Here is a 22,906-nt window from a genome sequence, read left to right on the forward strand (position 1 = left end):
AGAAGATTCTCGACGGCCTGCTGGGCATGGGGCGGTGTCAGGCCGTGACCGAGTCCTTGCCGGGCATGGTCTCGGCGGCCTTGAGGGCTGCGGCGGCCTGTTCCTCGGTGGCGTTCTCCGGGAAGTGGCAGGCCGACTGGTGGCCAGGAGCGAGCTGGACCAGCGGGGGTTCGATGGTCTTGCAGATGTCCTGGGCCTTCCAGCAGCGGGTGTGGAAGCGGCAGGCCGGCGGCGGGTTGATCGGGCTGGGGACGTCGCCCTGCAGGCGGATGCGCTCCCGCTCGGTCTTGCGCTTGGTGTCGGGGATCGGGACCGCCGACAGCAGCGCCAGCGTGTACGGGTGCATCGGGCTCTCGTACAGGTTGACCCGGTCGGCCAGCTCGACGATCTTGCCCAGGTACATCACCGCGACCCGGTCCGAGACGTGCCGGACCACGGACAGGTCGTGCGCGATCATCACGTACGTCAGGTCGAACTCGGTCTGCAGGTCCTCCAGCAGGTTCACCACCTGCGCCTGGATCGACACGTCGAGCGCGGAGACCGGCTCGTCGGCGACGATCAGCTTCGGACGCAGCGCCAGCGTCCGGGCGATCCCGATCCGCTGCCGCTGGCCGCCGGAGAACTCGTGCGGGTACCGGTTGTAGTGCTCCGGGCTCAGACCGACCAGCTCGAGCAGCTCCTGAACGGTCTTCTTGACCCCGCCCTCGGGCTTCACGCCCTGCAGCCGGTACGGCGCGCCGACGATCTTGCCGACGGTGTGCCGGGGGTTCAGCGACCCGTACGGGTCCTGGAAGATCATCTGCACGTCGCGCCGCAGCGGCCGCATCCGGCCGTCGCGGAGATGGCTGATGTCGTGGCCCTCGAAGACGATCTTGCCGTCGGTCGGCTCCAGCAGCCGGGTCAGCAGCCGGCCGGTGGTGGTCTTGCCGCAGCCCGACTCCCCCACCAGCGACAGCGTCTCGCCCTTGCGGACGGTGAAGTCGAGGCCGTCGACGGCCTGCACGGCGCCGACCTGGCGCTGCAGCAGGCCGCGCCGGATCGGGAAGTGCTTGGTCAGGTTCGTCACCGACAGCAGCGGGTCGCCCTCCGCCACGGCAGGCGCGACGGGTTCGGTTTCAGCAGTGGTCACAGTCGCTCCGTCGGTCCCCGTGTCGTTCACAGCTTCGGCTTGATCTCGGTGTCCCAGATCTGCTGGCGACGGGCCGGGTCGAGGTGGCAGGCCACCTTGTGCCCGGCGCCGATCTCCAGCAGCTCCGGCCGCTCGGTCTCGCTCTGCCCGCCGTTCAGCTCCGAGTAGTTGCAGCGCGGGTTGAACGGGCAGCCGGGCGGCGGGTTGATCAGACTGGGCGGCGTGCCCTTGATCGGGATCAGCCGCTCCGTGCGCTCCCGGTCGATCCGCGGCATCGAACCCAGCAGTCCCCAGGTGTAGGGATGCTGCGGCCGCTCGAAGATGTCCTCGGCGGTGCCGTACTCGATCGCCCGGCCGGCGTACATCACCTGGATGTCGTCGGCCAGCTCGGCGACCACGCCGAGGTCGTGGGTGATGATGATGACCGCGGAGTTGAACTCGCTCTGCAGGTCCCGGATCAGGTCCAGGATCTGCGCCTGCACGGTGACGTCGAGCGCGGTGGTCGGCTCGTCGGCGATCAGCAGGTCGGGGTCGCAGGACAGCGCCATCGCGATCATCGCGCGCTGCCGCATGCCGCCGGAGAACTGGTGCGGGTAGGCGTCCACCCGCCGGTCCGGCTGCGGAATACCGACCCGGTCGAGCATGTCGATCGCGTGCTTGCGCGCGACCGCCTTGGTCACCTGGTTGTGGACCCGGTAGGCCTCGATGATCTGGTGCCCGACCGTGTAGTACGGGTGCATCGCCGACAGCGGGTCCTGGAAAATCATCGCCATCCGCTTGCCGCGCAGCAGCCGGACCTCCTCGGCGGAGGCACCGACGAGCTCCTGCCCGTCCAGCAGGACCTCGCCGCTGATCCGCGCCGAGCCGCCTTTGTGCAGGCCCATGATCGACAGGCTGGTCACGCTCTTGCCGGAGCCGGACTCGCCCACGATGCCGAGCGTCTTGCCCCGCTCCAGCGCGAACGACAGACCGTCGACGGACTTGACCAGGCCGTCGTCGGTCGGGAAGTGCACCTTGAGGTCACGGACCTCGAGGAAAGGCTGGGAGTCGGTCATTTGGCGCGCACCCTCGGGTCGACAACGGCGTACAGGAGGTCGACGATCAGGTTCGCCAGCACGATGAACACCGCGGCGACCAGCGTCACACCGAGGATCTTCGGCAGGTCGTTGGCGACGATGCCGTCGACCGCGTACTTGCCGAGCCCCGGCAGGGAGAACGTCTTCTCGGTCAGTACCGCGCCGCCGAGCAGCAGTCCGAGGTCCAGACCGAAGATGGTGAGGATCGGCGTCAGCGCACCGCGCAGTCCGTGCTGGACGACAACCGTTCGCTCCGGCAGACCCTTGGCCCGGGCCGTCCGGATGTAGTCCTCGTTCATCGTCTCGAGCATGCCGGCCCGGGTGTGCCGGGCGTACTGCGCAGAGAAGAGGAACGCGAGCGTGACCCAGGGCAGGATCAGCGCCTGCGCCCACAGGTACGGATTGTCGGTGAAGGGAACGAAGGTTCCACCGGGTTGGGTCCAGCCCAAGCGATAACTGAAGAAAGCCAGGGAGATCAGGCCGGTGAAGAAAATCGGTAGTGACACCCCGGCCAGGGCCACCGTCATCGCGGCGCGGTCGAAGATCGAGCCGCGTTTCAGCGCCGACAGCACACCGGTCGCGACGCCGGCCAGCAACCAGAGCAGCGATGCCCCCACGGCCAGCGACAACGTCACCGGTATTCGGTCCAGCAGCTCGGGCCACACCGGCTGCTTGGTGATGAAGGAGTAGCCGAGACAGGGCGCCGGGCAGCGCTCGACTCCGGCGCCGTAGTCGTACTCGGCGCCGACGACGACACCCTTGGCCCAGTTCCAGTACTGCACTGCAATCGGGTCGTACAGACCGAGCCGCTCGGCGGTCAGCTTGACCGTGTCCTCGGTGGCTGCTCGGCCGACGTAGCGGGTCGCCAGAGTCTCGGGCGTCGCGCCGGCCCACCGCGGGACCAGGTAGAAGATCGAGAACGTCACCGCGCTGACGATGACGAGCAGACCCGCAGCCGCGATCAGCCGCCTGATGATGTATGTGATCACAGTGCCCGGCACCGGTGCCCGGTCCGGGAGATCCTCCCGGACCGGGCACCTGCAGCCTTCACCTACCTAACGTGAGAACCTGACAGAGGGCCGTGCGGACTGCTACTTCACACCCAGGCTCAGGTAGTCGTACATGTTGAACGCGTCGCTGATGAAGACGTTGCTGAGGTTCTTCGGCCGCAGCAGCAGGCTCTTGGCGTACACGCCCGGGTAGATCACAGCCTCTTCCATCACCCGCTTGTCGATCGGCGCCCACAGCTTCTCGCGCTTGGCGGTGTCTGTTTCGGCGATCGCGGCGTCCAGCATCTTGTCGACCTCAGGGATCCGGACACTGGTGTTGGACGAACCACCGGTCGGCCGGATGACCCGGCTGTCGACGATCTGCGAAAGGAAACCGAAGCCGTCGTTCCAGTCGGCGCCCCAGCCGTTGGCGGCCAGACCGATCTTGTTCGCGACGACGAACGGCGGGTTGCCCGCGTACTGCGAGAAGTAGTCGCCGGACGGGTAGCCCTTCAGGGTGAGGTTGATTCCGACCCGCTTCAGCGCCTGCTGGAACGCCTCGGCGGTTGCCTTCTCACGGGGCCGGTCGGAGCGATAGGCCATGTTGGTGCTGAAGCCGTTCGGCTGACCGCACGCGGTGAGCGCCTGCTTGGCCTTGTCGAGGTCGCCCTTGTTGTCCTGACCGGCCGGGTACAGGTCGAACTTCTCGTAGCCCGGGATCGCCGGCGGCATGATCGTCGTGGCCAGGTCACCACCGGAGAACGCGCCTCCGTAGGCGGTCTGGTAGCTGGTCTTGTCCATGGCGTACTGGACCGCCTTGCGGCACTCGACGTTGTTCAGCGGGGGAACCGTCGGGTTGATCGAGGTGTACCACAGGCGCGACATGGTGGGGTTGTCCGACTGCGCCTTCAGCGCCGGATCGGTCAGCACCTTGCTCAGCGAGGCGGGCTGGACACCGGTACCGGAAACGTCGATGTCGAGGTCACCGGAGATGATCCGGTTGTCGATGTCATCGGCGTTGACCTTCAGCGCGACCTCGTACTTGTCCGGCAGCGCCTTGCGGTTCGGGTCGGTCGCCTGGTCCCACTGCTCGTTGCGGACGAGCTCGAACGACTTGTCGGGCTGCAGGTTCGCAAACTTGTACGGGCCGCTGGAGACAATCGTGTTGCGGTACTTGGCGCCGGTGTCCTTGGCCTCCGGTACCGGCATCGTCTGGGTCAGCTGCGCCAGGTAGTCGAAGCCACCGAAAGCGTTCTTCAGGTGGAAGGCGATGGTGTAGTCGTCCGGGGTGCTGATCGCCGAGTCGGTGTTCACACCCTTCGACTTGTACGGACCCTTGTAGCCGGCCGGCAGGTTCAGGAACGCCTCGAAGTACGCCGGACCGTTGGGGAAGGTCTCCTTGTCGGTCGACCGCAGCACCGCGTGCTTGACATCCTTGGCCTTGACCTCGGTGCCGTCGTCGAACTTGACGCCCTTGCGGATCTTGTAGGTCCAGGTCTTGCCACCCTCGCTCGGCACGCCGAGGCCCTCGGCCAGGTCCGGAACCAGTTCGTTGGACGCCTTGCCGGGAGCCGGCTTGAACATCAGCAGCGAGCGGCCGTACAGCCGGGCGAAGTTCCAGGCGTAGCCGTAGTAGGTCTCCCCCGGGTCCAAGCTGTCCCAGGTGTCCGAGTGCCCCATCTTGACGGTTCCGCCCTTCTTGTCAGAAGGGTTCACCACCTCGGTCAGCGCCGCGTTGAACTCGTTCTTCGCGCCACCGGATCCGTTCGCGTTGTCGTTGCCGGCACCGCCGCCACAGGCGGACAGCGCCAGAGCGGCGACCGCCGACAACGCGGCAACCGTTCTCAGTCGTTTGATGCTCATCGTGGTGGTGCACCCCTTCTTGTCAGAACCGCTGGTGGTGAAAGTCGAAGTCATCGGGACCGCGGATCGAGCGCGTCGCGGAGTCCGTCGCCGAACAGGTTGAAGGCCAGTACCGTGATGAAGATGGCCAGACCGGGCCACAGCATGAAGTGCGGCATGGTGTAGAAGGTGACCGCGTCGGACAGCATGCCGCCCCAGGTGGCCGTGGGGGCGCGCACGCCCACCCCGAGGAACGACAGCGCGGCCTCGAACAGGATGTTGGTCGGGATCAGCAGCGTGGCATACACCAGGATCGGCGCGATCAGGTTCGGCAGCAGCTCGGTGAACAGGACGTACGGCCGGCGCGCGCCCAGGCTGCGGGCCGCGTCCACGAACTCGCGTTCGCGCAGCGAGATCGTCTGGCCCCGCACGATCCGGCCGATGTAAGGCCAGTTGAAGAAGCCGATGATGAAGATCAGCAGCACGATCCGCAAGGAGTCCCCCTGCAGACCGAACGCGTCGTCGGGGATGACCCCGGCCAGCGCGATCGCGAAGACCAGCAGCGGGAAGGCCAGGAAGACGTCCATCAACCGGCTGATCAGCGCATCGACCCAGCCGCCGAAGAAGCCGGCCACGATGCCCATCGTGGTGCCGATCGCCACCGACAGCAGGGTCGCGAAGAACGCGATCAGCAGCGAGATCCGGGACCCGTAGATGACCCGGCTCATGATGTCGCGGCCGTTGACCGGCTCCACCCCGAACGGGTGTTCCCAGCTCATCCCGCCGAACTTGCCGAGCGGGGCCAGCGTGCCGCCCGCGGTGTCGATCAGGTCCTGGTTGAACTCGTTCGGCGGGTGCCCGATCAGCTTGATGATCAGGTTCGCGAAGATCGCCATCAGGATCAGCAGCACGATGACCACGAAACCGGCGATCGCGACCTTGTCCCGCTTCAGCCGCATCCAGGCGATCTGACCGAGCGAACGTCCCTCGATCTTGCCCATACCTTTGAGCACGGCTTCAGGCTGCGCCGTTGCCGCCCCGGGCTCGACCTCGAGTGGTGTCGTCACGCGATGTGTTCCCCTGCCTTGAATGCGTCGAAGCCGGTCGGAGCCGGTATGGCTGCCGCCTTAACCTGCCGCCAGAACCGGCCGGAGTCAAACGGCGGAAGTGCTGCGTTGCCCGATCGTGATGCCCTGTTGACCGTCCCGTATCGTGGACATCACGGCAGTAAAGCATCCTTCGCACCCCGTGTCGCGGGGACCTCGCGGACGGTTACTTTTTCAGGGCCGAAAAGGTGACGTACGACAACGCGTTCAGCGTCGACGGCAGGTTCTCCACGTCCTTGCCCGCGACCACCGTGAGCCGGCCCTGCCAGCTCGGCACCAGCGGGGCGTCGTGCGCGACCACGCCTTGCACGGTGGCGAGCAGCCTTTCCCGCTCCAGCTGGTTCTGTGCGGCGACTTCCTGGTCGAGCAGTTTGTTCGCGGTCTGCGACTTGTAGCCGTTCTGGTGGAGCGCGCCCTCGCGCACGAACGGTGCCAGGTAGTCGTCGGAGTCCGGGTAGTCGGGCATCCAGCCGGAGTGGTACAGGTCGAAGGCCCCGCTGCGCGCCAGCTGCTCGTACCGCGGCCGCTCGACGCTGCGCAGCGTCACCCGGAACAGCCCTGACGCGTCCAGCTGCCGCTTGAGCTCGGTCACTTCGGCCTTGGCGCCCGGGCCGTACCGCACCGGAGTCCAGCCGAGTGTCAGCGGCACCGGAGCGGTGACTCCGCCCTCGCGCAGGATCGCGGCCGCGGCGGCCTTGTTCGGCTCCTTGTACTCCGCGCGGAACGCCTCGACGTGACCGCCGAACCCGGGCGGCACCACCGAGTACAGCGGCGTCACCTGGTCTGCGTAGGCCTTCTTCGCGATCGCGGCCCGGTCGATCAGCTGCGCGACCGCACGGCGTACGGCGGGCCGGCGGGCGACCGGGGACTTGAAGTGGAAGGAGAAGTAGCGGATCTCGGCCGACGGCGCCTCGACCACCTGCACCTTGTCGCCGGCCCGCAGCTTGTCCAGGTCGGTCGCGCCGAACCCGTGGAAGGCCAGGTCGGCCTTGCCACTGGTGACCGCGGCGGAGAGCGCCGCCGAGTCCCGCACCAGGGTGAGGTCGATGCCGTCGTTCTGCGCGGCCCGCGGTCCGCGGTACGCCTTGAACTTCGTCAGCTCCGCGCTCCGGCCGGGCTGGTACGCCGTCAGCTGGTACGGTCCGCTGCCCACCGCCTTGTCGTTGACCAGCTTGGCCGCCGGGTAGGACTGCTCGTCGACGATCGAGGCCGCGGTCGTGGTCAGCAGGTACGGCAGCCGGGCGTCCGGCTTCTTCAGCGTGAACACCGCGGTCAGCTCGTCGGGCGTGCTCACCGCGGCGAGCGAGCCGAACAACGGGGCGGCGCCGCCGGGGGTCTTCAGCCGCAGCATCCGGTCGAAGCTGAACTTCACGTCGGACGAGGTCAGCTCGTGGCCGTTCGGGAAGGTCAGGCCGCTTTTCAGGCTGCAGGTGTAGACCGTCGGCGCGTCGTACTGGCAGTCGGCGGCGTCCGGCACCGGGGTCGGCTTGTCCGCGGTGATCGTCAGCAGGGTCTGGAAGAGATTCGCCTGCAGGGTGCGGGCGCCGAGATCGTAGGGCCCGGCCGGGTCCAGCGAGGTGACGGTGTCGGTGGTGGCGACCGTGAAGGTGAGCTTGCGCTCCGGTTCACCGGTCTGCTGGGGCGCCGGACCGCCCGACTTGTCGCCGCAGGCCGCGAGCGTTCCGGCCAGCACGCCGGCCGCGGCGACCGCCGCGAGACGACGCTTGAACACCTTCACCAATTCCACCCTCTCGTCCCCAGTCACGCCCCCGCGGGCACCAAAAGAAGGTAGCGCCTCAGCGGAGCAGGTCGCGCAGCGCCTCCGGGGACAGCGGCTCCAGCGAGGAGACCACCAGCCGGCGCGGCGCGTCCGGGATCGTCACCCACTGCGGCACCGCCACCACGAACGCGCCGGCCGCCGTGCCCGCGGCCGTGCCGGCCGGCGAGTCCTCGACCACCACGCAGTCGGCCGGATCCACGCCGAGCGCGCGGGCGGCCGTCAGGTACGGCTCGGGGTGCGGCTTGCCGTGCTCGACCTCGTCGCCCGCCACGATCACCTGGAACAACCCGTCCGGCACGTGCCGCAGCACGGCATCGATCATCACCCGGTACGACGCGGAGACCAGCGCGCAGGGCACCTCTTCCTTCGCCAGCGCCTGCAGCAGCTCCAGCGCGCCGGGACGGAACTCGACCTCCCGGCCCAGCGACTCCAGGACCTGGCTGAACATCCGCTCGGCCAGCTCCTCGGCGGTGATCGCGCCGGCCGGGATCCGGGCCATCCAGGCGCGCACCGCGTCCCGCAGGTCGCTGCCGACCAGGCTGACGCAGTCCTCGACCGTCCACTGGGCGCCGAGCGAACCGAGCAGGTCGATCTGCACCCGGGCCCACACCGGCTCGCTGTCCACCAGCGTCCCGTCCATGTCCCAGAGGACGGCGCGCAGGGTCATCGGGGGTACTCTCCTCGGCTCGGCGGGTGCCCGGACCGCGCCGGACACCGCCAACCCTAGTGCCCCGGTCCGACACGTTCCGCTGGGCGTGAAACCGCACGCACCGGCTTCGCCGGAGACGTAGGCTGGCAGTCCGGCGCGAGCCCCGCGCCGGGTGCCACCGAGACGAGTAGGACAAGGGGGGGCGAGTGGTAGACCTCGCGAATCTGCGGGACCCGGTCGTGATCGCCGCGTTCGAGGGCTGGAACGACGCGGCCGAGGCGGCCACCGGAGCGGTGGACCACCTGATCGAGCAGTGGAACGCCGAGCTGGTCACCGCGATCGACCCCGAGGACTACTACGACTTCCAGGTCGTGCGCCCCACCGTCGCCTTCGACGACGAGGGCGTCCGCCGGCTGACCTGGCCGACCACCCGGGTGTTCCTGGCCCGGCCGGCCGACACCGACCGCGACGTGCTGCTGATCCGCGGCATCGAGCCGAACATGCGCTGGCGCACCTTCTGCCGCGAGCTGCTCGCGCTGGTCGACGAGTCCAACGCGCAACTCGTGGTCGTGCTCGGCGCGCTGCTCGCCGACTCGCCGCACACCCGGCCGATCCCGGTCAGCGCCTCGTCGTCGGACCCGGAGCTGACCGCGGCGTGGAGCCTGGAGCCGTCGACGTACGAAGGGCCGACCGGCATCACCGGCGTGTTCGCCGACCTCTGCGGCACGCTCGGCGTGCCGGCGGTGTCGATCTGGTCCGCGATCCCGCACTACATCGCCGGTACGGCGTGCCCGAAGGCGTCCCTCGCCCTGCTGGGCAAGGTCGAGGCCCTGCTGGACCTGCCGATTCCCGAGGGCGAGCTGCCCGAGCTCGCCCGGGCCTGGCAGCGCGGGGCCGACGAGCTCAGCGAGGAGGACCCCGAGGTGGCCGAGTACGTCGCCAGCCTCGAGGAGCAGCGCGACACCACCGACCTGCCCGAGGCCTCCGGCGACGCCATCGCCGAGGAGTTCGAGCGCTACCTCAGGCGCCGCAACAACAACCGCCCGGACTGAGCGCCGGCCGCCGTCACAGCTCGCGGGCGGCGGTGGTGATGACCTCGTCGAGCACGGCCCGGGACCGGGTCAGGTCGGCGATCATCCGATCGATCCTGTCCCGCTCGGCGGTCAGCTCGGTGACCAGCTCCGGGGTGGCCCGCTCGTTCGGCGCTCCGTCGGGGTCACGCATGCACGGCAGCAGCTCAGCGATCTTGTGGCTGTGCAGGCCGGCCGCGAAGAGCTCCTGGATGAGGATGACCCGGTCGACGGCGCGCTCGGCGTACTCGCGGTGGCCGCCGCCCGTCCGCTCGGAGACCAGCAGGCCCTGCTGCTCGTAGTACCGCAGGGACCGCTCGCTCACCCCGGTCCGCCGGGCCAGTTCGCCGATCCGCACGGGCCGCCTCCAGATCTGCGCTGCAGAGAACTCGAACCTGACGAGGACTTGAATCTGACACTGATGTCACATTTTACCGTGACGGCATGACGACCGAACTCTTCGACTACAGCCCCATCACCGAGCGGGCCGCGATCCACTGGCCGGGCGGCAAGCGGGTCGCCTTCTACGTCGGCCTGAACGTCGAGCACTTCCTGCTCGACCGACCGTCGACCAGCATCTGGCCGGCCGACCTGGTCCCGGACGCACTCAACTACGGCTGGCGCGACTACGGCGCCCGGGTCGGCATCTGGCGCACGATCGACGTTCTCGACCGGCACGGGGTACGGGCCAGCACGCTGCTCAACTCGATGGTCGCCGAGCAGAACCCGCAGATCATCCGGGCCGGCGTGGAGCGCGACTGGGCCTGGCTCGCGCACGGCTCGACGAACTCGATCCTGCACACCGGCTACACCCGCGACGAGGAGCGCAAGGTCCTCACCGAGATCGCCGGCACGATCGAAGCCGCCACCGGCCGGCGTCCGAAGGGCTGGATGGGCCCCGGCCTCACCGAGACCTTCCACACCCCGGAGCTGCTCGCCGAGCTCGGCTTCGGCTACGTGCTCGACTGGACCAACGACGATCAGCCGTACCGGCTCACCGTGCCCGGCATGCTCAGCGTGCCGTACACGGTCGAGCTGAACGACCTGGGCCTGTTCCTGCGCGGCCTCACCGGGCCGGAATTCCTGCAGATGGTCAAGGACCAGTACGACGTACTCCGCGCCGACTCCGAGCACAGCGGTCGGGTGATGGCGCTCGCGCTGCACCCCTTCGTCATCGGCCAGCCGTTCCGCGCGAAGTACCTCGACCTGGCCCTGGAGTACATCACCGCGCAGCCCGATGTCTGGCTCACCACCAGCGACGAGATCGCCGAGCACTACCGGAGCACGACCGCAGGCTGAGCCCACCGGAAAGCTGGTCACATACTGTGGCGTAACGATCGCGATCGTCCTATTCTCGTCGGGCGACGGCAGCCGCCGACAAGACGACGGGGAGCGGAATGGGCAGGGCAGTGCGCAACCAGCGGGGCGGAAGCTCCGTGCCGGCGCTCGCCGTGCTCGCGCTGCTGGGCGGTGCCGGCGTGTTCGCACTGCTCGACGACGGCAAGCCCGACGTCGACCTGACGACGCTGGCCGCCTCGTCGACGCACGCGACCATCAGCGCCGCTCCGCCGGACGCGCAGCCGTTCGCCGGGACCGACGGCCTGGTCGTCCACCCGCGCGCCGAGACCGCCGTGTACTCCGCGCCCGAGGGCGAGCCGTTCGCCAAGATCGGGCCGAGCCAGTTCGGCCCGACCTGGCTGCCGGTCGTCGAGCGGACCGCCGGCTGGGTCCGGGTGCTGCTCCCGTCCAAGCCGAACCGCTCGACCGGCTGGCTGCCCGACGAGGACCTCGACCGGGCCTCCTCGCCGTACCTGATCCGCGTGCACACCGGTTCGCGCCGGCTGGAGCTGTTCGAGCGCGGCAAGCGCGTCGGCCGGTGGCGGGTGGGGGTCGGTGCCCGGAAGACCCCGACCCCGCCGGGACGGACGTTCGTGCTCGGCTCGATCGTGGATCCGCACCGGTCGGCCTCACCGGTGGTGCTGCCGCTGGGTGCGCACAGTCCGACGCTCGACACGTACGGCGGCGGTCCCGGTACGGTCGCGATCCACGGCTGGCCGCGGGCGGACGTGTTCGGCGCCGCGATCAGCGCCGGCTGTGTGCGCGTCCCGCAGGCGGCCCTGGTCCGACTTCAGCGCGTCCCGCTCGGGACGCTCGTTCTGATCGACAGCTTGTAGGTGTGGCTCACAGTGAGGATGCCCCAGATGCGACGACACCTCGTTCCGACGGCTCTGACGGCGACGGCCGTGACCGGGCTCGTCACGCTGACCCTGGTGGCCGGCGCGCCGACCGGCAACGCCGCCGACCGGCCCAGCTCGGCGTACGCGATCGGTGCGGACGGGCAGGTCCCGGTCCAGAAGACGCCGTACGTCGAGTCGCGGGACGGCCGTCAGCGCAGTTCGTCGGCGCTCGAGCTGCCGAAGAACGCGCTGGTGTCGGCACGGGCCGCGACCGTGACGGCCGGGAACGACAAGGCGGCCGTCGAGCTGCTCGACGTGACCGTCGGCCGGGGAGCGCTCAGCACAGTGAAGCTGCCGCCGGAGCTGAAGAAGTCCTGCGCCTCGCTGCCGGCCCAGGGCGCCGGCGACCTGCCGGTGCCGGACCTGCCGCTGCCTGATCTCGGCCTGCCGCTGCCGGGTCTCAGCACGGGCGACCTGCCGGTGAAGAACCTGCCGGCCCTGTGCGACCTGCTGCTGACGCCACCGGCCTCGCTGCTCGGCATCGACTCGATCAACGTGTGGTGTGCCGGTGATCGCGGCGGGGTCGACCTGGGATCGCTGACTCTGCTGGGTCAGCGGATCCAGGTCCCCACCACCGAGCAGGGCGCGACCATCCCGGCGGCGCCGCTGGCGACCATCACCGTCAACGACCAGGCGGAGCGCTCGGACGGTTCGTTCACCGTCACCGGGCTGACGATCAACCTCGGCGACGGCGCGCAGGTCATCCGGCTCGCGTCGGCGACCTGCGCCAAGCCGGCCGCCCGGCCCACGCCGACGCCCGAGCCAACCGACCCGCCGCGGCCGACGATGCCCCCCGAGACCGAGCACCCGCCGGCCGCGCCCGTGCCCAGCCCGATCAAGACCCATCACCCGGTGACCGGCTGACCTCACCGGCGCCAGGGCCACCGCCGTAGTACGTCAGCTGAGGGCCAGCTCCGGGTAGGCCTCGGCCGGGCCGGCTGCCACGGCGGCCTTCGCGTCCCGGGCGCCCTGGTCGGCCAGGATCTCCAGGACGCCGGACTGCACGCCGTCCAAGCTGATCCGCACGATGTCGGCCGGGTCGTTCTTCGGGACGTCCCAGCCGGCCATCATGTCGGTGTCGGTCGCCCCCAGCAGCACGCCGGTCACCTGGGTGCGCTGCGCGGCCAGCTCGAGCCGGACGCTGTTGGTGAGGCTCCACTGGGCCGACTTCGCCGCGGCGTACGCGCCGGCGCCGGGGTACGCCCGCCACGAGAGCGCGGACAGCACGTTCAGGATCGCTCCTCCCCCGTTGCGGCCGAGGATCGGCGCGAACGCCCGGACCATCGCGAGCGTGCCGTAGAAGTGCGTGCCCAGCTCACGCTGGATCTCGGCCAGGTCGCCGGTCACCAGGTTCTGGTACGTGCTGATGCCGGCGTTGTTGATCAGCACATCCACGTCCTGCGCGGCGGCGGCCACCGCGTCGACGGACTGCTGGTCGGTGATGTCGAGCCGCAGCACCTCGACGCCGGGCAGGTCGACCGCCTCCGGCGTCCGCGCGGTCGCGTAGACCTTGCGGGCGCCACGCTCCAGCAGCTGCTGGGCGAAGTGCCGGCCGAGGCCGCGGTTGGCGCCGGTGACGAGGGCGGTGCTTCCGGACAGTTCCACAGGAGGTTCCTTTCGAACGGAGTTGACATGACCACCCTAGGAACCACCAACTGAGTCACACGATGATCGATCGCCGCAGATCCATAGCCGTCTGTGTCATCCTTGCGGCATGGACTTGTTGGCCGATGTACTCGCCGTCGCCGGGGTGCGCGGCACGCTGGGCGCCCGGATCGAGGCCGCCGATCCGTGGGGCCTGACCTGGCGCGGCGTCGAGGACGCCGCCTTCTACGCGGTCACGGCCGGTACGGCGTGGCTCAGCGTCCCTGGGCGCGAGCCGTTGCAACTGCTGCCCGGCGATGTGGTGCTGCTGCCGACCGGCCCGGACCACGCCATCAGCAGCGCACCGGGAGTCTGGGCGCCGGACTGCGACCCGTCCGCCGCGGAGCACGCCCGGCGGACCGGCGGCGTGATCCGGTTCGGCGAGGGCGAGGTCCGCACCCACCTGCTGGTGGCGGCGTACGCGCACGACCCGGCGGTCTCGACGCAGATGCTGACCCTGCTACCGGAGGTGGTGCACCTCCGCGGCGACCACGGCGGCACCTGCCTGGACGACACGCTCCGCGTACTCGCGCGCGAGCTGGCCTACCCGCAGGCCGCGTCATCGGTGGTGATCGACAAGCTCGCCGACATCCTGCTCATCCAGCTGCTGCGGGTTTGGCTCGCGGGCCGGCCGGAAGAGACGAAGCACTCGTGGCTGGCAGTGCTCGACGACCCGCTGCTGACCGAGGCGCTGACCAAGCTGCACCAGGACCCGGCCCGGCCGTGGACCACCGAACTGCTGGCCTCCGAGCTCACGATCTCGCGGTCGACACTCGCTCGCCGCTTCCTCGCGGTCATCGGCCAGAGTCCGGGCAGCTATCTGACGCAGTGGCGGATGGACCTCGCCGCCCGCCGCCTGCGCGACAGCGACGACACCCTGGAGTCGATCGCGCGCTCGGTCGGCTACACCTCGGTCTACGCGTTCAGCCGCGCGTTCAGCCGAGCCCGCGGCGTACCGCCGGGCCGGTACCGGATCACCGCCCGCGCCGACCTCGACGGAGTACTGGCTAGAGCTTGATCCCGAGCAGTGCGTCGACGGCCAGGGCGACCAGGGCGGACGCCTCGGGGTCGTCGCCGTTGGTCTCGGCCCACTGGTCGATCGCGGCCAGCGCGGCGGTCGTGTCGAGGTCGTTGGTGAGAGCGGCACGCAGCGCGTCGACCGCGGCGGGGCCGTCCGGGCCGGTGCCGCGGGTGATCGCGCCCCGCCAGACGTCGAGGCGCTCCTGCGCGTCGAGCAGCTCCGAGTCGGTCCAGAACCAGTCGGTCCGGTAGTGGTGCGCCAGCAGCGCCAGCCGGATCGCCATCGGGTCCGACCCGGCCTGCCGCTCCCGGGACACCAGCACCAGGTTGCCCTTCGACTTCGACATCTTCTCGCCGTCCAGGCCGACCATCGCCTGGTGCACGTACGCGCGGGCGAACGGGTGCTGCCCGGTCGCGCACTGCGCCTCGCTCGCCGACATCTCGTGGTGCGGGAAGATCAGGTCGGACCCGCCGCCCTGGACGTCGATCGTCATGCCCAGGTACTGCAGCGCGATCGCCGAGCACTCGATGTGCCAGCCCGGCCGGCCGCGGCCGAACGGCGAGTCCCAGGCCGGTTCGCCCGGCCGCTCCTGCTGCCAGACCAGGCAGTCCAGCGGGTCCCGCTTGCCCTCCCGGTCCGGATCGCCGCCGCGCTCGCCGAACAGCGTGCGCATCGTGTCCGCGTCGTACGACGAGATGCCGCCGAACGCCGGGTCCGCCTTCACCGCGAAGTACAGGTCGCCGTCGACGTCGTAGACCGCGCCGGCCTGCTGGAGCTCGGCGATCCGCTCGACCACCAGCGGGATCGACTCCACCACGCCGACGTACTCCTGCGGCGGGATCACCCGCAGCGCGGTCATGTCGTCGCGGAACAGCTGGATCTCCCGCTCGGCCAGGTCGGTCCACTCCACCCCGGTCGCGGTCGCCCGCTCGAGCAGCGGGTCGTCCACGTCGGTGATGTTCTGGGTGTAGTGCACGGTGTACCCGGCGTCGCGCCAGAGCCGGTTGACCAGGTCGAAGGTGACGTACGTCGCCGCGTGCCCCATGTGGGTCGCGTCGTACGGCGTGATGCCGCAGACGTACATCCGGGCCGGGCCGTCCGGGCCGGGCGGCACCTCGACCAGGCCGCCGGACGCGGTGTCGTAGAGGCGAAGACGCCGGGCCGGCCCGGGTACGACCGGGATGTCTGGTTTCGTCCACGCCTGCATGGGACGGAGCCTATCCAGTCAGCGAACTGGAGCCACCCGGAGGTTCCATTCTCCGGCCCGGCGCGCGATCCGCGGGATGCTGCGGTATAACGCCCACGCGGTGCTCACCCTCGACCTGAGGTTCACCTCTGGCGGTGCTTCAGCCTTGGCCGCGGAAGGCCCGTTCGGCGTACGCCGTGAAGGGGGTGGGTTTGCGGCCGAGCACCTGCTCGACCCCGTCGGCCGGCGTCGCCAGGTGGCCGGCCCGCATCAGCGCGAACATCGCGTTCAGCGACTGCACAGCCTCGTCCGGGTAGCGTTCGGCGCGAAGCTCCTCGGCGTACTGGGCCGGCGAGATCTCGACGTACTCGATCGGCCGTCCGGCGACCCGCGAGATCACCGCGGCCGCCTCGGCGAAGGTCAGCGCGTCCGGGCCGGACGCGTCGTAGATCCGGCCGGCGTGACCGTCGGCGGTGAGCAGCACGGCCATCAGGTCGGCCAGGTCCTCGAGGTCGACGAACGGCTCCCCCACCTCTGCCATCGGCAGCGCGAGCCGGCCGGCCTCGATCGGCGCCGCCCAGAGGTCCTCGGTGAAGTTCTGGCTGAAGTTGTTCGCCCGCACGATCGTCCAGTCCACCCCCGACGCCCGCACCGCGCGCTCCGCCTCGGCCATTCCAGCGCCGAAGGTCCCGGCCGCCTGGTCGAGGCCGCGCCCGGACAGGACCACGAACCGCCCGGTCCCCGCGGCAACCGCCTGGCTGACGAACGGCTCGATCACCTCCGTCTCCTCCGGCGCGACCAGGTAGACCGCCGACACCCCCTGCACGGCGTCCGCCCACGTCCCACGGTCCTGCCAGTCGAACCGCGTCTGCGCCGACCGCGAACCGGCCCGCACCTCCACCCCTCGCGCGCGCAGCCGCTGCACCACCCGGCGCCCGCTCTTGCCCGTTGCTCCCAGCACCAAAATCGTCATGCCCCGAGTCAACCGGCGGCGGCCGCGGCGGGCCATGGCCGGGAGTTCGCCGCCCATGTCCGTCCGTCCCAGCCGCCCGGAGTTGTCCCCGCGCCCACCTATCGTGGAGGCGTGGAACCCCTCGACGACCTCCTGCGCAGTGTCCGCGCCGACGGTGCCGTTCTCGGTACGCCGGTGCTGGCGGCGCCGTACGCGCTGCGCTTCGTCGACGGCGCGGCCCTGACCTTGATCGCCCCGCTGCGCGGCGAGGCGTGGATCGTTGCCGACGGCACACCGGTGGTGGTCCGTCCCGGGGACACCGCGGTCGTGCGCGGCCCGGAACCGTTCGTCGTCACCGACGACCCGGACCGCCGGGGCGAGACCGTCGACGTGCTCTGCGACGGCACCGTCCAGGGCTCCAGCACGCCGTACGACGAGTCGGCGGCCGGCACAGTCCTGCTCGCCGGCGCGGCCCACGTCCGCCAGGAGCTGCCGAGCCGGCTCCTGCGCGACCTGCCCCGGGCGGTCGTCGTCCCGGCGGACCACGACTGCGCACCGCTGCGGGACTACCTCGAGCAGCGGATCGCGGCCGGCATGCACGGCCGCCGGGTGGTGCTCGACCGGCTGATCGACTGGCTGCTGATCTGTGCCCTGCGCGACTGGTTCGAGCAGAATTCCACGCCCTGGTACCGCGCGGCCGGCGACGCCACCGTCGGCCCGGTCCTCCAGGCGCTGCACGACGCCCCCGCCGCGCCCTGGACGCTCGCCTCGCTCGCGGGCGTCGCCGGCGTCTCCCGGACGACGCTGGCCCGGCGCTTCACCGACCTGATCGGCGAGCCGCCGCTGACCTACCTGACCGAGCTGAGGATGACGCTCGCCACCCAGCTGCTGGCCGAGCCGGACGCCACCGTGGCCCGCGTCGCCCGCCGGGTCGGGTACGCCGACGCCTTCAGCTTCAGCGCCGCCTTCAAGCGCGAACGCGGCGTCAGCCCGAGCACCTACCTGACCTCACAGCCCGCCTGACGAGCCCCGAAACCCGCTCCGGGTCAGAACGCCGGCCAGGGAATCGCGGGCCAGTCGTCGCTCGGGTACGGGAACGTGCCGGTCTTCAGCAGCGAAGCGCAGCGCTCCCGGGTCGCCGACAGCTCGACCCCGGTGATCAGCTCGCACAGCTCCGTGCCGAGCTTGCCGGCCAGGCCGTCGGCCAGCTTGCGCACGTCCTCCAGCAGCTCCGCCGGCACCGGATCGCCGGCCCAGCCCCACAGCACCGTGCGCAGCTTGTCGTCGGCGTTGAAGGTCACCCCGTGGTCGACGCCGAACACCCGCCCGTCGCCCGGGTTCAGCACGTGACCGCCCTTGCGGTCGGCATTGTTGACCACGGCATCGAACACCGCCATCCGGCGCAGCTGCTCGTTGTCGGCGTGCACGAGGGTGACCGGGTTGTGCCGTCCGTCGAGCGCGTCCAGCACGCCGACCCAGCCGGCCGGCACCCGGCCCTGCGGCACGATGTCGACCAGCTCGGTCTCCCCCGGCGGCAGCTCCGCCTCGTCGATCCACAGCTGCACCATGCCGTCGCCGAGCGGCCCGTCGCGCAGCAGCGTCGGCGGGACGACGGACCAGCCGAGCGCCTCCGACACGACGTACGCCGCGTACTCGCGCTGGGCCAGCGTGCCGTCCGGGAAGTCCCACAGCGGGCGTTCGCCCTGGACCGGCTTGTAGACGACCGTCGCGGACTCGCCGTCCAGGGTGACCTCACCCTGGAAAGTGCCGTTGGACGCGGCCACCAGCCGTCCGTGCAGGGACAGCTCGCCGTGGGCCAGCAAGGCAGTGACGTTCATCGGTCGGTCATTCGCGGACGTGCCGGCGGTAGCCGTTGGCGCGCGGGCAGATGTGGCCCTCGGCGTCGATCGGGCGGCCGCAGAACGGGCAGCTCGGCCGGCCGGAGGCGACCAGCGCGACCGCCCGGCGGGCGAACGCCCGGGCCTGCTCCTCGCTGATCCGGACGATGAAGACCTCGGAGTCCTCCGACTCCATCGCCGCGGCGACCGGGTCCTCCTCGGCCAGCTCGGCCTGCTCGCCGGTGACCACGGCGAACACCTCGATCACCACCCGCTCGGCGTCGGCCTCCCAGGCCAGCGTCATGGTGCCGGCCCGGAACTCCTCCTCGATCGGCTGCTCCAGCGGATCGATGTCGTCCAGCCCGGCCGGTGCGGCCGGCTCGCGGTCGAATCGCCGGGCCACCTCGTCCAGCATCACGTCCAGCCGCTCCGCGAGCGCCATCACCTGTTCCTTCTCGCAGGCCACCGAGGTCAGCCTGGTGCCCGACCGGGCCTGCAGGAAGAAGGTCCGGGCACCGGGCTCTCCGACGGTGCCGGCGACGAACCGGTCCGGATCGTCATACGAATGCACTACGCGCGCCATACCGAAACCCTATCTGCCGCCGACGACCGCGTCGGAGGACGGTACTGCGGTCTTTCGTCCGCGCTTCTTCGGCTGCTCGGCCGGCTGCGGGATCAGCGAGGCGAGCTCGCTGCCGGAGTCGTTCAGGCGGACCAGGAACGGGCGGACCGGGGTGTAGCTGATGATCGTCGTACTCGCGGTGTCGACCACGATGCGCTGGAACGTGTCGAGGTGCTGACCGAGCGCGTCGGCGACGATCGCCTTGATCACGTCACCGTGCGACACCGCGACCCACAGCGCCTGCGGGCCGTGGCTGACCGCCAGCGCGGCGTCGTGCGCGCGGATCGCGTCCACCGCGCGTTGCTGCATGCCACGCATCGACTCGCCGTTCGGGAACGTCACCGCCGACGGGTGCTGCTGGACGACGGTCCACAGCGGGTCCTTGGCCAGGGCACTGATCTTCTGCCCGGTCCAATCGCCGTACCCGCACTCGGTGAGTCGCCGGTCGGTTGCCGGACGCAACTGGGGGTGGTGCTTCGCGATCGCGGCGGCGGTCTGCTTGCAGCGGTCCAGCGGCGAGGTGACGATCGAGGCCAGCGGCAGTTCCGCCAGCCGCTCGCCGACCGCGGCGGCCTGGAGCACGCCGGTCTCGTCCAGTTTCACCCCTGGGGTCCGGCCGGCCAGGACGCCGGAGGTGTTGGCACTGCTGCGTCCGTGCCGGACCAGAATCACCGTGGGCATAGACCGCACGGTATCCGGTCGGCCCAACCGGCGGCGGATCGGTGCATGATGGTGCGGTGATCGTCGACTGCGGTGTGTACGCCGAGGGTGAGCGCAGGGACCTCCCCAAGGACCCCGAGACGGTCGCGCAGGCGATCGGCGCCGACGGCGAGAGCTTCGGCTGGGTCGGCCTGCACGAACCGACCGCGCCGGAGCTGGCCCGCGTGCAGGAGCTGTTCGGGTTGCACTCGCTCGCGGTGGAGGACGCGCTCAAGGCGCACCAGCGGCCGAAGGTCGAGCGGTACGGCGACTCGGTGGTCGTCGTCCTGCGCACGCTCTGGTACGTCGACGAGGGCGACGCCGTCGAGACCGGGCAGGTGAGCGTCTTCGTCGGTCCCCGCTACGTGGTCACCGTGCGGCACGGCGAGGGCGCGCCGCTGACCACCGCCCGGCAGGAGCTCGAGGAGCGGGCCTCGGTGCTCGGCCACGGCCCGGCCGCCGTGCTCTGGGCGATCTGCGACTCGGTCGTCGACGGGTACGAGGCGGTCGCCGAGCAGGTCGAGCTCGACGTCGACGAGGTGGAGAGCTCGGTCTTCTCCCCCGACCGGACCAGCGACGCCGCGCGGATCTACGCGCTCAAGCGCGAGGTGCTGGAGATGCGCCGCGCGATCGGCCCGCTGCGGGAGCCGATGGAGGCGTTCGCGCACGGCGCCGTACCGCTGATCAGCCGCGACGCCGCCCCGTTCTTCCGTGACGTGGCCGACCACGTCATCCGGGTCTCCGACCAGACCGACGCGCTCGACACCCTGCTCAGCTCCGCGCTCAACGCCCACCTGGCCCGGGTCTCGGTCCAGCAGAACGACGACATGCGCCGGATCTCCGCCTGGGTGGCGATCGCCGCCGCGCCGACGATGATCGCCGGCGTCTACGGCATGAACTTCGAGAACATGCCCGAGCTGCGCTGGTACTACGGCTACTTCGCCTGCCTCGCCTTCATGGCCACCGTCTGCACCAGCATGTACGTCGGCTTCCGCCGCGCCGGCTGGCTCTGACCCCCCGCCCCACCCCCCACCCCCGCCCTCATCCCCCACTTGAGGGGAGAACCTGCCAACTTGTGGGTTCACCCCCTGGTATGCCGGGGGACAACCCACAAGTTGGCGGGTTCTCCCCCGAAATGCCGGCGGGTCGGGGGCGCGCGGGTTGGGGTGGGGTCAGGTGGCGGTGATGGTGCTGGTGGCGAGCAGGATGAGGATGACGACGCCGAGCAGGATGCGGTAGAAGGCGAAGACCTCGGTGGTGTGCTTGGCGACGAACTTGATCAGCCAGGCGACCGAGGCGTAGCCGACGATGAAGCTGACCACCACGCCGACGATCACCGGGACGACGCCGATGCTGCCGTCGAGCGCGTGCTGCAACTCGAAGACCGCGGCCCCGACCAGGGCCGGGATGCCGAGCAGGAAGGCCATCCGGGTGGCGGCGACCCGGTCCAGCCCGCGGAACAGCCCGGCCGTGATCGTCGCGCCCGAGCGGGAGACGCCGGGAATCAGCGCCAGGCACTGGACGACGCCCATCACGATCGCGTCGAGCAGGGTGATCCGGGTCAGCGGCCGGGCTTTGCTGCCCAGCCGCTCGGCCGCGACCATGAAGAACGACCAGCCGATCAGCGAGCCGGCCACCCACCACATGCTGCGCAGCGGGCCGGAGATGATCTCGCGGCCGAGGAACCCGACCACGCAGATCGGCAGCGAGCCGACGATCACGAACCAGCCCATCCGGTGGTCGAACTCGCCCCGGTACTCCGGGTGCCGCAGGCCCTTGAACCAGGCGATGGCGTACGTCTTGATGTCGGTCCACATGAACAGCACGACCGCCGCGATCGCGCCGAACTGGATCACCGCGGTGAACGCCGTGATCGCCGGGTCGTCGATCTGCTGACCGAGCAGCTTCGAGGTGATGGTCAGGTGGCCGGTGCTGGAGACCGGCAGGAATTCGGTGAGCCCCTCGACGATGCCGAGAATGATGGCGTCCCAGATACTCACCGGGCTCAGTCACCGATCCCGGCGAGCTCGAGCGCCTCGGCGGCGGTGCGCAGCGTCGCGATCCGCTCGTCCACGGTGGCCGCGAACGGGGTCAGCGCGACCGTCGTCGCCCCGGCCTCGGCGTACGCCGTGAGCTTGTCGGCGATCCGCTGCTTGTCGCCGAGCAGCGAGATCGCGTCGATGAACCCGTGCGGCACGGCGGCCATCGCCTCCCGGTGCTTCTTGGCCAGGAACAGGTCCTGGATCTCCTTGGCCTGCTCGGCGTAGCCCATCCGGACCGCCAGCGCGTTGTAGAAGTTCTTCTCCCGGCTGCCCATGCCGCCGACGTACAGCGCGGCGTAGCCCCGGATCGGGTCGGCCGCGGCGGCGAGGTCGTCACCGGTGACCACCGGGACCGACGCCACCGTGTCGAAGCCGTCCAGGCCGAGGCCGGGCTGACGGGTCTGCCGGCCCGTCCGGATGTGGTTCAACTGTTCTCCCAGATAGGCGGGGTCGTTCAGGATGCCGAGCCAGCCGTCGGCGATCTCGCCGGCCAGCTCGAGGTTCTTCGGGCCGACGGCGGCCAGGTACACCGGCACGTGGTCGCGGACCGGCCGGATCGACAGCTTCAGCGCCTTGCCCGGGCCGTCCGGCAGCGGCAGGGTGAAGTGCTTGCCCTGGTACGACACCGTCTCACGGCGCAGCGCCGCGTTCACGATCGCGACGTACTCCCGGGTCCGCTCCAGCGGCCGGTCGAACCGGACGCCGTGCCAGCCCTCCGACACCTGCGGCCCGGACACTCCGAGGCCGAGCCGGAACCGGCCGCCGGACAGCGTGTCCAGGGTCGCCGCCGTCATCGCCGTCATCGCCGGCGTCCGGGCCGGGATCTGGAACACGGCCGCGCCGACGTCGATGGTCGAGGTCTGCGCGGCGATCCAGGTCAGCAGCGTGGCGGCGTCGGAACCGTACGCCTCGGCGGCCCAGGTGACCGAGAACCCGAGCCGTTCGGCCTCCTTCACGAGCCTGAGATGGTCCAGATGATCGTCCCCGCCGAGCACGAAGCCGATGTTGAGTCCGAGTCGCATGA

23 protein-coding genes are annotated in these 22,906 nt (G+C 70.3%); 7 read left to right on the top strand and 16 right to left on the bottom strand.

The features are described 5' to 3' along the window. Nucleotides 1-37: 37 nt before the first annotated feature. The 7 genes from KFLA_RS18825 to KFLA_RS18855 all read right to left on the bottom strand — a co-directional run bounded on the left by KFLA_RS18825 (nucleotide 38) and on the right by KFLA_RS18855 (nucleotide 8,589). Nucleotides 38-1,129 (bottom strand): ABC transporter ATP-binding protein, encoded by a 1,092-nt coding sequence (locus KFLA_RS18825; protein WP_041290242.1) that lies wholly within the window; start codon nucleotides 1,127-1,129, stop codon nucleotides 38-40. Between the two features lie 26 nt (nucleotides 1,130-1,155). Further along, nucleotides 1,156-2,184 carry an ABC transporter ATP-binding protein gene (locus tag KFLA_RS18830; RefSeq protein WP_012921400.1) on the bottom strand — a complete coding sequence of 343 codons (1,029 nt, stop codon included), beginning with the start codon at nucleotides 2,182-2,184 and terminating at the stop codon, nucleotides 1,156-1,158. Next, nucleotides 2,181-3,194 (bottom strand): ABC transporter permease, encoded by a 1,014-nt coding sequence (locus KFLA_RS18835; RefSeq protein WP_041289385.1) that lies wholly within the window; start codon nucleotides 3,192-3,194, stop codon nucleotides 2,181-2,183. The genes KFLA_RS18830 and KFLA_RS18835 overlap by 4 nt, the downstream gene beginning before the upstream one ends. A 102-nt stretch (nucleotides 3,195-3,296) precedes the next feature. After that, nucleotides 3,297-5,057: an ABC transporter substrate-binding protein gene (locus KFLA_RS18840; protein WP_012921402.1), complete on the bottom strand. Its 1,761-nt coding sequence runs from the start codon at nucleotides 5,055-5,057 to the stop codon at nucleotides 3,297-3,299. Nucleotides 5,058-5,107: 50 nt separating this feature from the next. Beyond that, nucleotides 5,108-6,103 carry an ABC transporter permease gene (locus tag KFLA_RS18845; RefSeq protein ID WP_012921403.1) on the bottom strand — a complete coding sequence of 332 codons (996 nt, stop codon included), beginning with the start codon at nucleotides 6,101-6,103 and terminating at the stop codon, nucleotides 5,108-5,110. Nucleotides 6,104-6,308: 205 nt separating this feature from the next. Beyond that, the gene (locus KFLA_RS18850; RefSeq protein ID WP_012921404.1) at nucleotides 6,309-7,880 is read right to left on the bottom strand and encodes an ABC transporter substrate-binding protein; all 1,572 of its coding nucleotides are present in this window, start codon (nucleotides 7,878-7,880) and stop codon (nucleotides 6,309-6,311) included. Between the two features lie 58 nt (nucleotides 7,881-7,938). Beyond that, complete coding sequence (locus tag KFLA_RS18855; RefSeq protein WP_012921405.1) at nucleotides 7,939-8,589, bottom strand: HAD family hydrolase; 651 nt, start codon at nucleotides 8,587-8,589, stop codon at nucleotides 7,939-7,941. A gap of 188 nt (nucleotides 8,590-8,777) precedes the next feature. Here KFLA_RS18855 and KFLA_RS18860 point away from each other — a divergent pair, with 188 nt between their 5' ends. Then, a complete protein-coding gene (locus KFLA_RS18860; protein WP_012921406.1) occupies nucleotides 8,778-9,623 on the top strand; it encodes a PAC2 family protein in 846 nt (281 codons plus the stop codon). 13 nt (nucleotides 9,624-9,636) lie between these two features. Here KFLA_RS18860 and KFLA_RS18865 read toward each other — a convergent pair whose 3' ends face one another. Next, on the bottom strand, nucleotides 9,637-9,999 hold the full coding sequence (locus KFLA_RS18865; RefSeq protein ID WP_012921407.1) for a MerR family transcriptional regulator: 363 nt from the start codon (nucleotides 9,997-9,999) through the stop codon (nucleotides 9,637-9,639). A gap of 86 nt (nucleotides 10,000-10,085) precedes the next feature. On the opposite strand from KFLA_RS18865, the gene KFLA_RS18870 reads away from it, so the two are divergent. From KFLA_RS18870 to KFLA_RS18880, 3 genes are all read left to right on the top strand, one after another. Beyond that, nucleotides 10,086-10,940: a polysaccharide deacetylase family protein gene (locus KFLA_RS18870; protein ID WP_012921408.1), complete on the top strand. Its 855-nt coding sequence runs from the start codon at nucleotides 10,086-10,088 to the stop codon at nucleotides 10,938-10,940. A 98-nt stretch (nucleotides 10,941-11,038) separates the two neighbouring features. Next, nucleotides 11,039-11,815, top strand: a complete 777-nt coding sequence (locus tag KFLA_RS18875; RefSeq protein WP_012921409.1) for a L,D-transpeptidase — start codon at nucleotides 11,039-11,041, stop codon at nucleotides 11,813-11,815. Between the two features lie 27 nt (nucleotides 11,816-11,842). Next, nucleotides 11,843-12,742 carry a hypothetical protein gene (locus KFLA_RS18880; RefSeq protein ID WP_012921410.1) on the top strand — a complete coding sequence of 300 codons (900 nt, stop codon included), beginning with the start codon at nucleotides 11,843-11,845 and terminating at the stop codon, nucleotides 12,740-12,742. Nucleotides 12,743-12,775: 33 nt separating this feature from the next. Here KFLA_RS18880 and KFLA_RS18885 read toward each other — a convergent pair whose 3' ends face one another. Next, the gene (locus KFLA_RS18885; protein WP_012921411.1) at nucleotides 12,776-13,483 is read right to left on the bottom strand and encodes an SDR family oxidoreductase; all 708 of its coding nucleotides are present in this window, start codon (nucleotides 13,481-13,483) and stop codon (nucleotides 12,776-12,778) included. Between the two features lie 109 nt (nucleotides 13,484-13,592). On the opposite strand from KFLA_RS18885, the gene KFLA_RS18890 reads away from it, so the two are divergent. Then, nucleotides 13,593-14,540: an AraC family transcriptional regulator gene (locus tag KFLA_RS18890; protein WP_012921412.1), complete on the top strand. Its 948-nt coding sequence runs from the start codon at nucleotides 13,593-13,595 to the stop codon at nucleotides 14,538-14,540. Here KFLA_RS18890 and mshC read toward each other — a convergent pair. Both mshC and KFLA_RS18900 read right to left on the bottom strand, forming a co-directional pair. Beyond that, nucleotides 14,530-15,750 (bottom strand): cysteine--1-D-myo-inosityl 2-amino-2-deoxy-alpha-D-glucopyranoside ligase, encoded by a 1,221-nt coding sequence (gene mshC, locus KFLA_RS18895; protein ID WP_012921413.1) that lies wholly within the window; start codon nucleotides 15,748-15,750, stop codon nucleotides 14,530-14,532. The two genes, KFLA_RS18890 and mshC, sit on opposite strands and share 11 nt — an antisense overlap. Before the next feature lie 139 nt (nucleotides 15,751-15,889). Then, nucleotides 15,890-16,702, bottom strand: coding sequence for an NmrA family NAD(P)-binding protein (locus KFLA_RS18900; protein WP_041289386.1), 813 nt, complete (start codon nucleotides 16,700-16,702; stop codon nucleotides 15,890-15,892). A gap of 111 nt (nucleotides 16,703-16,813) precedes the next feature. Here KFLA_RS18900 and KFLA_RS18905 point away from each other — a divergent pair, with 111 nt between their 5' ends. Continuing rightward, nucleotides 16,814-17,704, top strand: a complete 891-nt coding sequence (locus KFLA_RS18905; RefSeq protein ID WP_012921415.1) for an AraC family transcriptional regulator — start codon at nucleotides 16,814-16,816, stop codon at nucleotides 17,702-17,704. Nucleotides 17,705-17,727: 23 nt separating this feature from the next. Here KFLA_RS18905 and KFLA_RS18910 read toward each other — a convergent pair whose 3' ends face one another. The 3 genes from KFLA_RS18910 to KFLA_RS18920 are packed head-to-tail and all read right to left on the bottom strand — an operon-like array spanning nucleotide 17,728 to nucleotide 19,822. After that, on the bottom strand, nucleotides 17,728-18,519 hold the full coding sequence (locus KFLA_RS18910) for an SCO1664 family protein (RefSeq protein WP_012921416.1): 792 nt from the start codon (nucleotides 18,517-18,519) through the stop codon (nucleotides 17,728-17,730). Between the two features lie 7 nt (nucleotides 18,520-18,526). Then, nucleotides 18,527-19,102 carry a DUF3090 domain-containing protein gene (locus KFLA_RS18915; protein ID WP_012921417.1) on the bottom strand — a complete coding sequence of 192 codons (576 nt, stop codon included), beginning with the start codon at nucleotides 19,100-19,102 and terminating at the stop codon, nucleotides 18,527-18,529. A 9-nt stretch (nucleotides 19,103-19,111) separates the two neighbouring features. Continuing rightward, the gene (locus KFLA_RS18920) at nucleotides 19,112-19,822 is read right to left on the bottom strand and encodes a histidine phosphatase family protein (protein WP_012921418.1); all 711 of its coding nucleotides are present in this window, start codon (nucleotides 19,820-19,822) and stop codon (nucleotides 19,112-19,114) included. A gap of 56 nt (nucleotides 19,823-19,878) precedes the next feature. Between KFLA_RS18920 and corA the strand changes: the two genes are divergently transcribed. Beyond that, nucleotides 19,879-20,853: a magnesium/cobalt transporter CorA gene (gene corA / locus KFLA_RS18925; protein ID WP_041289387.1), complete on the top strand. Its 975-nt coding sequence runs from the start codon at nucleotides 19,879-19,881 to the stop codon at nucleotides 20,851-20,853. Between the two features lie 159 nt (nucleotides 20,854-21,012). Here the strand turns inward: corA and KFLA_RS18930 are convergent, their stop codons facing one another. Then, entirely contained in the window at nucleotides 21,013-21,840 is an 828-nt protein-coding gene (locus KFLA_RS18930; RefSeq protein WP_012921420.1) for an undecaprenyl-diphosphate phosphatase, read from the bottom strand. 5 nt (nucleotides 21,841-21,845) lie between these two features. Beyond that, complete coding sequence (locus tag KFLA_RS18935) at nucleotides 21,846-22,904, bottom strand: LLM class F420-dependent oxidoreductase (protein WP_012921421.1); 1,059 nt, start codon at nucleotides 22,902-22,904, stop codon at nucleotides 21,846-21,848. Nucleotides 22,905-22,906: the final 2 nt, after the last annotated feature.

Origin of the sequence: Kribbella flavida DSM 17836 (assembly GCF_000024345.1) — a bacterium.
Lineage (GTDB): Bacteria > Actinomycetota > Actinomycetes > Propionibacteriales > Kribbellaceae > Kribbella > Kribbella flavida.